This is a genomic window from Nostoc sp. C052 (assembly GCF_013393905.1).
Taxonomy (GTDB): Bacteria; Cyanobacteriota; Cyanobacteriia; order Cyanobacteriales; family Nostocaceae; genus Nostoc.
In genome coordinates this window covers 4,208,415-4,220,540 of record NZ_CP040272.1, presented here as the reverse complement: position 1 = coordinate 4,220,540, position 12,126 = coordinate 4,208,415, and the positions used below count along the sequence as shown (strand labels likewise).

Annotated in this window: 9 protein-coding genes; 3 read left to right on the top strand and 6 right to left on the bottom strand. The window is 40.3% G+C overall.

What is annotated here, in order from left to right; all coding sequences use genetic code 11:
- Positions 1-34 precede the first annotated feature (34 nt).
- Positions 35-247 (bottom strand): type II toxin-antitoxin system RelE/ParE family toxin, encoded by a 213-nt coding sequence (locus tag FD723_RS17125; RefSeq protein WP_179066391.1) that lies wholly within the window; start codon positions 245-247, stop codon positions 35-37.
- Complete coding sequence (locus FD723_RS17120) at positions 244-465, bottom strand: type II toxin-antitoxin system ParD family antitoxin (protein WP_306297026.1); 222 nt, start codon at positions 463-465, stop codon at positions 244-246. The genes FD723_RS17125 and FD723_RS17120 overlap by 4 nt, the downstream gene beginning before the upstream one ends.
- A 505-nt stretch (positions 466-970) precedes the next feature.
- Between FD723_RS17120 and FD723_RS17115 the strand changes: the two genes are divergently transcribed.
- Positions 971-3,427, top strand: coding sequence for a HEAT repeat domain-containing protein (locus tag FD723_RS17115; RefSeq protein ID WP_179066390.1), 2,457 nt, complete (start codon positions 971-973; stop codon positions 3,425-3,427).
- Between the two features lie 540 nt (positions 3,428-3,967).
- Positions 3,968-4,873, top strand: coding sequence for an amino acid ABC transporter substrate-binding protein (locus FD723_RS17110; RefSeq protein ID WP_179066389.1), 906 nt, complete (start codon positions 3,968-3,970; stop codon positions 4,871-4,873).
- Positions 4,874-5,103: 230 nt separating this feature from the next.
- On the opposite strand, the gene FD723_RS17105 is transcribed toward FD723_RS17110, so the two are convergent.
- On the bottom strand, positions 5,104-6,708 hold the full coding sequence (locus FD723_RS17105) for a 2-isopropylmalate synthase (RefSeq protein WP_179066388.1): 1,605 nt from the start codon (positions 6,706-6,708) through the stop codon (positions 5,104-5,106).
- A gap of 95 nt (positions 6,709-6,803) precedes the next feature.
- Complete coding sequence (locus FD723_RS17100; protein WP_041565194.1) at positions 6,804-7,325, bottom strand: NYN domain-containing protein; 522 nt, start codon at positions 7,323-7,325, stop codon at positions 6,804-6,806.
- Positions 7,326-8,064: 739 nt separating this feature from the next.
- On the opposite strand from FD723_RS17100, the gene FD723_RS17095 reads away from it, so the two are divergent.
- Positions 8,065-10,410: a CHASE2 domain-containing serine/threonine-protein kinase gene (locus tag FD723_RS17095; protein ID WP_179066387.1), complete on the top strand. Its 2,346-nt coding sequence runs from the start codon at positions 8,065-8,067 to the stop codon at positions 10,408-10,410.
- 398 nt (positions 10,411-10,808) lie between these two features.
- On the opposite strand, the gene FD723_RS17090 is transcribed toward FD723_RS17095, so the two are convergent.
- Positions 10,809-11,093, bottom strand: a complete 285-nt coding sequence (locus tag FD723_RS17090; protein WP_179066386.1) for a hypothetical protein — start codon at positions 11,091-11,093, stop codon at positions 10,809-10,811.
- A 200-nt stretch (positions 11,094-11,293) separates the two neighbouring features.
- Positions 11,294-11,806: an outer membrane beta-barrel protein gene (locus FD723_RS17085; RefSeq protein WP_179066385.1), complete on the bottom strand. Its 513-nt coding sequence runs from the start codon at positions 11,804-11,806 to the stop codon at positions 11,294-11,296.
- Positions 11,807-12,126: the final 320 nt, after the last annotated feature.

The window sequence follows — 12,126 nt, the reverse complement described above, 5'->3', positions numbered from 1 at the left end:
AATTATAGTTATTACAATACGGTTCGGTCAAGGTTTATATAATGTAATCATCCACAACAAAACCGCGCAGATTTGGTACAAGCCTTCCATAGCTTTTTCCCATATTAGGGAAACTCGCTACTAATTTACATTTGGAGCGAATGTCATCAAAAAGTTTACTGGCTGCTTTTGGGTTACTCCGAGCAATATATTCACAAATTTCATCTAAATCTCGAATTGCTGCATCTGAAAGTGAATAATTACTCATTCAGAGGACTCCTCAGCAATTCGACGAATTTTTTCTTGTAATCTGGCAAATACAACTTCGCCGTCAGTTACTTGTCCCTTAGCAATTTGTTCAGTTCCTACAGAAATTTTTTGCCGTAATTCTTCAAGTCGCTGCTCTCTTTCTTGTAACAGTTTAAAGGCTTCATTTATAACATCATCTGCATTAGTAAATCTACCACTTGCAAGCTGTGCCTGAATAAAATTCTCTAATTCTGGTTTAATTTGGATCTACATATTTTTTAGCTTTATAAAATTAATATTCTTATCTAGATTCTAACAGTATTACTACATCAAAAGCAATTATTGATTGGTAATTAACCATCCCACAAATGCCATAAGCATTTAGGCGTAATAGCCCTTCCTGGCGATGACTACCAATGTGGTAGCAATTGTATTTTGTAATCGCTACCCTAACTATTCATATTTACCTTTCTCGTACCAAGGTGTTTCGTCAAGGTGGATGTTAGGCACAAAAGATGCTCATGGACTGTATCGCTGTTATGGATTTAAAAATTTGACATAACCAGAGAAAATTATGATACGTTTAAATCCCAATGCTAATCAAGCTTGAGCAAAGCAGGGACAAAGCAGTGCGTAGGCGTAGCCCGTCGTAGACATCGCTAACCCGTATTGACAGTTAGATTACAATCTAGGTATAGTTTCTCTGACTGGAGTTGTTCATCGGGTGATTCAATCCGATTCAATGACAAAGCACACCAGACAAGTATTACTTAGTGCGCTCAAGGTAGTTGTCTTATGCCTGACACTGTTCCTACTATGCACAAGCAATAGTTGGGCGCAAATCACTACTGACAGCAAAATTGCTCCTCTGATTGAGAAGCTGATAGATAACGATGCCCACATTAGAAGCCTTGCAGCAGATGCATTAGTTAATATCGGTTCCCCAGCAGTACCGTCTCTGATTGAAGCTTTGAAAAATCAGGATATTAATCTTCGTTGGCACGCCGCTTCGGTTTTAGGAGATTTGGGTGCAGAAGCAGCACCAGCCGTTTCTGCCTTAAGTGCGGCATTGCACGATGAGGATGGACAAGTTCGCCTGTATGCCACCTTAGCTTTAGGAAATATTGGTACAGCAGCCAAAGCAGCAGTTCCATCGTTGATGGCGGCATTACAAGACAAGGAGCAATTCGTTCGCATTTATGTTCCTTCTGCACTTAGGAAAATTGGTGTAGAAGCGAAAGTAGCTGTCCCAGTATTAACCGCTGCCCTAAAAGATAATAACCCCGCTGTACGTTACAATTCTGCCTACGCCCTGGGTGCAATGGGTACAGAAGCAGTATCGGCTGTCCCTAATTTAATTAACCTGTTGAATGATAGCCAGTTTTACGTGCGTTTAGGTGCTATCAAAGGTTTAGGAGGAATAGCGGCAGGCTTTCAGGATAAAGCAAATGCTTTACCTAGCTCAAAGTTGCAGAAAGTCATCTCAGACTTTGAGCAGGTATTGACAACTATCCAAGAACACAAAGATAAATTCACAGAGACTGACAGTAGGCTGATACGTCGCCCTCTCAATGCCCTGAAAGCAGAAAAAGAAACTCGCCTCTTTGATAGAGTTCTAGAATGGCTATTTGGGCATAAATTACTCTTGGGAATTGCCGCCTACCTGATCTTATTACCTTCCGTGTGGTTAATTCTCTTGCGATTAGCCCCTTTATGGTTGTTGAAAATTAACAACGCCCTCAAACCCTACACAGATTTTTCTCTCCCATTTATCAGCGTTAATGTACCTCTGCGATATGTGCTATTTGTTGGCTGGTTTCATTACCATCCCAGAGTATTAGACGCGTGGGTAGCTAAATATATCAAAGCAGCACGCGAACAATTTCCCAAAAAGGATACAGTTAGCAGTCGCGCTTGTTACATTCCCATTCCCGTTGTTCTGGATGGTATAACAGTTCCCCAACTGATGAATGAGAATTTGCGCTCAACTTTCGAGAAACAGCGTAGCTGTCTAGTAATTGGCGGGGAAGGGGGTGTAGGTAAAACCAGTTTAGCGTGTCGAATCGCTGGGTGGGCAATGGCTGAGGATGAAGACCAACAACTCTGCAAACATTTGATGTTACCCGTGCTGTTAGAAGAAGAATTTCGGGTAACTGAAGGTAAGTCACCGCTTTTAGAAGCTATCAGAGGACAGTTACAAGCTTTAATTGATGAACCAGAGCCGATTTGTCAAGAGTTACTGTTACGTTTGCTAAGAAAGAAACGCATTCTAGTGATTGTAGACCGTTTCTCGGAAATGAATGCGACTACACGAGAAGCAATTGAGCCGGAGTCGCCAGAGTTTCCGGTGAATGCGTTGGTGATTACTTCCCGAATTGAGGAAAAGCTGGGGCGGGTTAATAAGACGATAATTAAACCCTTGCGGATTGAGGCGAATAAACTATCGTCCTTTATGGAAGCTTATCTCATGCAGCGAGGTAAACGCGATCGCTTTACTGACCAAGAATTTTTTGACGCTTGTAACCGTCTTTCTCTGATGGTCGGTCAAAATAATATCACTGTCTTGCTGGCTAAACTTTATGCTGAACAGTTAATCGCCAGTAAAGACGTTACATCTAATATTTCTGCGTTGCCAGAGAATATTCCTAATTTAATGCTGGGTTATATCAATGAACTCAATCGTGATGTTACAGACAATCAATTTGACGACCGCACTGTGCATCAAATTACCAAAACCATTGCCTGGGAATGCTTGCAGCAAAGTTATCAACCAGGAACCGCAAAGCGTGCAGATGCCATTGCTGCATTAGCAGCTTTGGGTATTGATGACCCCGAAGCACACCTCAATTATCTAGAAAAGCGCCTGCACCTGATTCAAACTATTGGTTCTGCCAAAGACAGAATCCGTTTCTGTCTTGACCCTTTAGCTGAGTATCTTGCAGGTTGGTATTTAATCGAATTGTATGGCAATAACGATGGTAAATGGCGATCGCATTTTTTCAAAAAGGCAGACGATTTAGTTAAAACAGGCGCACAAGATGTCATCAAAGGCTTGTTGTTAGCAGTGCGAGATTGCTACTTATCTGAGGTTCAAGGTAGCAAAGAAACGGACTTTGTACCCCAGAAGTTGGGTAAACTAGCTGGGTTTACACCTTCTGTTAATACATCAGCTACTACTGTGCAAACATTAATACCATAAACGACATTTTTCAATTTATTTATTAAATTTTCTCTGCATCTCCTCATCAGTTTTAATAATAAGTCTTCAATTGCAGATGTTCGATGATTGTAATCACTCGATCGACATTCACTACTGACTGATTATAAACATCGTTTCTCAGAATAAAGTTTTATGGATATAAGTAAATCGAAAAATCTAAAAAAGTAAATAATATTCATAATCAACTCAATAAACTTGACTTTTTGCACAAATACGAATATGTAGAATACGTATTCTTCTTGAGCTAAAAGCTTATCCTATGGCAAATTATGCGGACATGATATCATTCCTAAGTGTATATTTTATTTTCTGGAAGTAGCTGATGTAAAGAATAATTACTAGATAATCTGACTATGTACTTGATAGTGATAATTTCTTGACCTTGATATATACAGTAGATTTCAAGGAAGATGAAGTACACAAGCTAAGTCTGTTACCCAGATATAAAATGTGTTTCATTCCTGAATTCTGTTGTAAATCAGATTTGATTTTTGAAAAAACTACCTACTCTTAAAGCTTATGTATAAAAAAATTGCTATTCCTATTTTAAGTCTCATGTTTGCAACGCTCATGCCTAATGTGGTCGCTGCTGAAACTGTGATGCAAAAAATAGCCAGAACAGGGGTATTAACCGCTGGTACTAGTAGAGATGCGCTACCTTTTGCCTATGTGGATAGTAAAGGAAAGTTAAATGGCTATTCTGTAGATATGCTAACTCTGATTAAAGAGCAATTAGAAAAAGACTTAGGAAAAAAAATTAAACTGCAATTAGTTGGTCTTAGCCCCTCTGAACGGATTCCTAAAATACTTAATCAACAAGTTGATATTGTGTGTGATGCTAGTAGTTTTACATGGAAGCGAGATAAAAAAGTAGATTTTTCTGTCAGCTACGGTGTGACTGGAACCCAATTATTAGTTAAGAAAGGAAGTAATCTAGGTTCTGCTGAATCCCTGATTGGTAAGCAAATTGGCGTGCTGGCGGGAACCACAAATGAGCAGGCGATCGCTCGTGTACAACCCCAAGCTAAACTGGTATATTTTAAAACTAGGGCAGAGGGATACACAGCTTTGCAAAAAGGTACTATTGATGCTTTCTCATCCGATAGCATTATTTTAGAGGCATGGCTGCAACAGCAAAAAAATCCAGATGATTTTGCGATCGCACCCGATCGCCCTTATTCACGAGAAGGTATTGCTTGTATGGTGCCAGAAAATAACTCGAAATTCTTGGATACAGTCAACTATTCTCTAGTCAAGTTCATGCAAGGATTCGTCAATGGTAATCAGCGATATGTGACTATTTTTGACCGTTGGTTTGGATCTCAGGGCGCTGTAGCACTCAATCAGGATTTACGCGATTTGGTGGTGGAAACTATGCAATTGCTCATAGAATTTCGTGAGGAAATTCCCAAAAGTGACCTGTGAAATAATGGATTTTCACCGCAAAATCATCTAGCTAACTATTTCTTAGGAGTTTTCTCATTAGACATCTCCAGAAATTAAATATGCGTTACCCATAACCCTTGTAGAGACCTAGCACTGCTACGTCTCTACATTCTTTTTCGGAGATGGCTATTAGTCATTAGTGCTAATGACTAATGACTTTGATTTCCCCCCGGCTTCAAGCCGGGGGATGAGTTAAAACAGAAGTCTTTTTACACTTTCTGTGCAGATACTTCCTCTGGCTTTTGTTGAGTTTGCAAAGATGCATACAACCTATTCAACGCATTTACATAAGCTTGCGCGGATGCCACAATGATATCTGTGTTCGCTGCATGACCAGAAAACACTTTAGATTCATAACGTAAACGAATCGTCACTTCGCCAATAGCATCAATACCGGCTGTGACTGACTGCACAGAAAACTCAATCAACTGGTTGGGTACATTCACTACACGGTTGATGGCTTTATAAACTGCATCCACTGGCCCAGTACCGATCGCAGCATCGGTTAATTCTTCGCCTTCTGGGGTACGCAGAGTAACTGTAGCAGTAGGACGGGCATTGCTACCACAGGAAACTTGCACCAACTCCACTCGAAACAAATCGGGTGCTTGTTGAATTTCATCATTAACGATCGCTTCCAAATCCCAATCAGAAATTTCTTTCTTTTTATCTGCTACTTCTTTGAATCTAACGAAGGCTTTATTTAATTCAGTATCCGACAGTTCAAAGCCCAATTCTTTCAACCGAGTACGGAAAGCATTTCTACCGGAATGTTTACCCAATACTATTTGATTGTCTGTTAAGCCAATCAATTGGGCATCCATAATTTCGTAAGTCAGTTTGTTTTTTAACACCCCATCTTGGTGAATCCCAGACTCATGGGCAAAGGCATTGGCCCCCACGATCGCTTTATTTGGCTGTACTAACATTCCCGTCAAATTAGAAACTAAGCGGGAAGTTTTGTAAATTTGTCGGGTGTCAATATTTGTCAGGGATTCTTGAGAATCTGCTGGTCTTCCTAAGAAGGGGTTAAAATATTGTCGTCGGACGTGCAGTGCCATTACCAATTCTTCTAGTGAGGCATTTCCGGCACGTTCGCCAATGCCATTGATGGTACATTCTAGCTGCCGCGCGCCATTTTTCACGGCTTCTAAGAAGTTAGCAACTGCCAAGCCTAGATCATTATGACCATGAACGGAAATAATGGCTTGGTCGATGTTGGGAACATTGTCGATAATGCCCTTAATGATGGCTCCAAATTCGCTAGGGGTGGTGTAACCGACGGTATCGGGAATGTTAACTGTTGTTGCACCAGCTGCGATCGCCCGCTCTAAAACTTGGTACAAAAATTCTGGATCGGTACGCGCCGCATCCATCGGCGAAAATTCGACATCTGTCATGAAGGACTTAGCATAAGCTACCATTTCTTCGGCGATCGCTAACACTTCTGCCCGTGACTTCCGCAATTGATACTCTAAATGAATATCAGAAGTCGAAATAAATGTGTGAATTCTGGCATTAACTGCCGGCTTTAATGCTTCGGCTGCCGCTTCAATGTCTGCTTTAATTGCTCTTGCCAAACTACAAATTACTGGGCCATTTTCTGTCCCGACAATTTGAGCAATCTTCTTGACTGCTTCAAAATCCCCAGGACTCGCAAAGGCAAATCCTGCCTCAATGACATCTACACCTAGACGCGCTAATTGTTTGGCAATAACTAGCTTTTCGTCTATATTCAAAGTCGCTCCTGGACACTGCTCTCCATCTCGCAATGTCGTATCAAAAATGATGATTCGATCTGTTTGGTTTGTCATTTGCCGTTTGTTGTTTAGTGTTTACTAGTGGCTTAATATATCTTCAACCTTAGTTTTTCTTTTACTCTTACTTTTGTAAATAATTGCTAAGGATACTAACCTTCGGTTTTTTCTATTTGATCTCTGATATCATTTAAATCTATATATCTATCAGTAGCATTCCGCAGCTCTCTAGCGATCATTCCTTCAGTTGATACTACCGTAATATGTGTATTTTTTGAGCGTAATAGTTCTATTGCTCGTTCAAAATCTCCATCGCCACTGAATAATACTACTCGGTCATACTGGTCTACTGTATTAAACATATCTACAACAATTTCAATATCTAAATTCGCTTTTTGCGAGTAGCGACCGGACGTATCATCATAATATTCTTTCAGAATTTTAGTCCTGACCGTATATCCTAGACTAATGAGAGCATCTCTGAAACCTCGTTGATCTTGTGGGTCTTTTAAGCCAGTGTACCAGAAGGCATTAATTAATGTTGTTTCTGATTGCTCATGTTTAAAGTATTCTAAGACGCGCCGCGGGTCAAAAAACCAGCCATTTTTTTGTTGAGCATAGAACATATTGTTTCCGTCTACAAAAATAGACAGACGATTCATTGGAGAACCCATACAAATTTACACCTAATAATATAAATGAATTTAGATGGAACAATAGATTATAGCAATTTTCAAATGCCTTGTTTGCTAATATCTATAAAGTAGCTCTTTATCTATAGCTTTTATCCTACCTCTTTCAAGGCATAAAAACGCCTACAACATTGGAGTTGAGATCCTGGGTGCTAATCTTATTCACCTCCAGCACTACAATAGCTACCCTGCGATCGAAATCTACCAATAAAATTGACTAAGTAACAGCATTCATCACTGCATAACATTAAAGTTTACTCCTAAAGAGGTATAGCATAAGCTTAGGGTAGGATATAAGTTAATGCTTATCTGTAAGTAAAGCTGTCAGTATCAGGATAGGCTTTGTGGAGATTAACAACATTGCGCTAGACACAGAAGACAGACTTGGGAGAGCTTTGGGTAGAGCGCCCAGTTAAGAGCGTAGCTGTTGGTTAGGTTATGGTAAAATCTTGCCACAACTAAATGCAGAGGCAGAGTATATCCGGCTCCGATCTGTGAGACAATCACTACTTGTAACTCACTTAATCCAAAAAGAATAAATTAGGTAGTGCTTGAGTAGAAATCTCTTGGGGGCTAGCTCTGCCAATAAAAGTTTTTTGAACGATAGAAGATACTTTACAAATGTATAAAATTATCATTTAAGTCTTATTTCAATGTGCTTACACTAAAACGTGGTCTGAATAAATAAAAGTGTTGGACTTAAATCAATCAGTAACACGACATGGCAGAAGAACCTACATCTACCTTAACTAAAAACTATGTCTCTGCTGCCAATAGACTGTCAAGTAAACCGACAAAAGTAACTTCGACAGCATCGGCTCGCCAATCCAGGTGGATGGTTCGCTTAGGTCATCTCCTGGCTGGAAGTTGGGCAATCGGGGCAGGGCTGCTGAGTGCTTCTGGGTGGGAATTGGTTCAATTGATGGATAATCAAGTGCTCTCTAGCTTTTTTCAACTGCGTGGGCCGATTGTGCCTCCAGAAGACATTGTAATTTTAGCAATAGACGATCAGTCAATATCAGTTCCCGAACAGTACTATAAAACAGATCCGAAACAGTATGCCTACCTAGAAACACTGAAATCTTATCCTTATCAACGTGCTGCATACTCCGAGGTAATCACAAAATTAATCCAAGCAGGTGCCCGCTCTGTAGCTTTAGATATTGTTTTTGATACAACTAGTAGCTATGGAGTTACTGACGATCGCCAATTCCAAGCCGTATTGCAAAAATATGGCAGTAAAGTTACCTTAGCAGCCGTTTACGAAAATTCCCAGACACACCAAGGGTCTTTTATGCAGCTAACAGACCCACACCAAATGTTTCGCACCGGGTCAGTGTCCATTGGCTCAGTTAATTTTCCCTTAGAAGTAGATGGAAAAGTTCATCGATTAGCGAGTGAGTTTCCCAAGTTATTAGGTGAAGATAATTTATTTACTCAGAAGCAACTTTCCTTTGATGAAGCAGCCCTGAAAGCAGCACAAGTAAATTATCCCCGACCAAAGGGCGATCGCATTTATTTTTGGGGGAGTGCGGGTACATTTGAGCAAATACCCTTTTGGCACGTATTAGACCCAGAAAACTGGAACACCTATTTACAACAGGGAAAGTTCTTTAAAGACAAGATCGTGCTAATTGGTGCGACGGATAAGTTAAACAATGATTATTATCCCATCGCTGCGAGCAAAAGTACTGAACCCATGTCCGGCGTGGAAATTCATGCCAATGCGATCGCAACTTTGATGACAGGTAAAGCGATCGCCCCAGGAATTAACAATTTACCATTGCAAGGTTTGTTCGTGCTAATGTTAGTTGGCAGCACAGCCTTAATGATTAGCAGACGCAAGCGTAGTATCAATAGATTTCTCTATAGCCTTGCCTTATCTGGCAGTTGGGGAGGAATTAGCTATGGGTTATTTGTCTATGGTCAGTTAATTTTTCCCACTACTGTACCAATGATTGCGATCGCAATGACTGGATTTTGCTACTTGGGAACCTCTGTGGCGAGGGAAAGCATCAGAAAACGCCAACTAATAGATATTTTTCAGAAGTATAAAACTTCCCCCGTTGTCCAAGAGATTATCAGCCAACAAGATGACTTTCAAGACCTAATCCAGCAACGAGATTTAGCCTTATCCGGCAAAATCTTGGCTAGACGCTACAAAATTGTCAAAGTTCTCGGTTCCGGTGGATTTAGCGAAACCTACATTGCTGAAGATACTCAACGTCCTGGGAATCCGCAATGTGTTGTCAAACAACTAAAACCAGCCAGCACTAAACCAGAAGGGTTGCAACTTGCGAGACGTTTATTTAACTCAGAAGCCCAAACATTAGAAAAATTGGGAACGCACCCACAAATCCCTCAACTTTTGGCGTATTTTGAAGAAGACGAAGAATTTTATTTAGTCCAAGAATACATAATTGGTCATCCTTTAAATCAGGAATTGCCAACAGGTAGAGTAATTGGAGAAATTGCAACGATCAAAATTGTCAGAGATTTATTGCAAACATTAACATTTGTTCATGAACATAATGTCATTCATCGGGATATAAAACCCAGCAATATTATCCGGCAACATTCAGACGGTAAATTGGTATTGATTGACTTTGGCGCTGTCAAAGAAGTAACCATAAAACCGCTTGACGATCAAGAGTCCACGCCTTTTACCATTGGCATTGGTACTCAGGGTTACGCACCAAACGAACAATGTTTTGGGCGTCCACACTACAGTAGTGACATCTATGCAGTCGGGATGGTTGGGATTAAAGCCTTGACAGGTATAGCCCCCCGTGAGTTAAGTAGAGATACTAATGGAGAGATTAAATGGAGCGATAGCACTCAGGTAAGCCACTCCCTAGCTAAGATTCTCAGTAAAATGGTGCTGGATGATTTCAAACAGCGATATCAGTCTGCATCAGAGGTTCTTGAGGATCTGGAAGTTTTTGATGATATTGTAAATTCCCAAAGCAGACACCCCATGCTACGGAATGACTCATTAATGAATACCTTAGACCAAGTAAACGCTACCACAAAATATTGCTCGGAATCATCTTCAGAAACTCCTTGAGGCGGGGCCTCAAAGACGAGCATTCCCAGTCTGAGACTAGTGTGTTGACTCTGTGCCTTTTTAGAGGGTAAAAATTCATACAAAATATGTGTAGTCATTGCGTTCGCTACATTTCATTTCGCTCGCAATGACACAAAAGTTGCATGAACTAAAAATGGGGAAATTCCATCAAAGTCAACAGCCTAGTCTGAGACTGGGAACGAGACTATACCCAATACAGTTCAGATAACCTCACAACACTTGTAGAGACGGCGATTTATCGCGTCTCGAAAACCCAAAATTGTTGCCAGTAGCCCTTATCAGAACCGTATTGAACTATAGCCAATAAACGGCTATATCTGAATAGATTTTGTTTCAAGTTTTCTAATATTTGATAGATTTTCGATTTTATGATCGGTCTAAGGACTTGGGACAACTCGACAATCTATCGCACAATTGCTTGATGCACCACCAGGTATTCTCAGGTTGGCATAGTCACCGCCTAGTTGAACATGTGATGGTAGTTGGTGTAAGGTTACACAGCATCTATGAACTGCGGCTTGGTACTCTCGCCATTGCTTACGGATTGCAATGCTTTCAGCATCTTCGCCTAAATCTGAAAATCTTAGCCCTGCTCGAATCAGCCAAGATTCAACATCAGTTGTTTCACCAACTATTTCTGAAATGGGATTAATCTTTTTCATGAGTAATATCTTATACGTGTATTTACTTCACTGTAAAAGAAAGTATCAATACTAGCCAATATCATTTCTTATCAAAATCATCAATAAAAATGATTCATGTCCAAGTATAAATACTCAGACATGAAAGAATGTATTACTATTACGGCTGGTAAACATCATTGCTTTAGCTTCCGAATAAGCCGTTTTCTAGCTCTTAATCACTAGAAGCGATAGCCTAATCCGGCTTGGAAGCTGACGGCATCAGCATCACTATTTCTGTAAGCATCAATACCCCATTTAGTATCGCCGTAGGCAATGACATTGTTGCTAACTTCTGATTCAATACCAAGGGTGACTACAGGTGAATTCTGATTGCCCAATGGGGTTCTTTGACCTTCGTTAGTTACAAAAGAATAACCACCACCGAAGTAAACGTTAGTATTTTTGGCGATGGGTGCATCGTAAGTCACTATGGGCATAATTGCAGCAGCATCACCACCATATAGTACAGAACCCCGCAATGAAACAGGGGCATTGGGAACGGCGTACCGTCCTTGAATATTACCACCAAGTTGCGCTTCATCGTTTCCTTGTCCGCCGTTGGTTGCACCAGCCGCAATACCAGCACCAATGTAGTTACCGTTAGTACCTGCTGTTTGAGCAGATGCAATACCAGCAGAAAGAACAATGGAAGCAACAGCAAGTGCAGAGGCAGCTAATTTTGTAAGTTTCATAGGATTATTCTCACTAGAGTTAAGTAAAATCAATGTTCTCTAGTACTAGAATCTCTTTTTTTACAAAATGTAACCTCGCACACCTGGCTCACCCAAGTGGCTGAATTATTTCTCACCCACTTAGGTATAGCAACTGAAATATTTCCCAATTAGTTAGAAAATAATTAAGCAATTATGCTATATAACATAGATGAATATCTTAAATAATAATACCAGTATTTCCTGAGAATTATTTGATGATTGATCTTAAAAGATAGAGGACTTAACGAAGTATTGAAGTTGAGTAAAGAACCCTTGTTGCCAGCTTTGTGTTCCATACA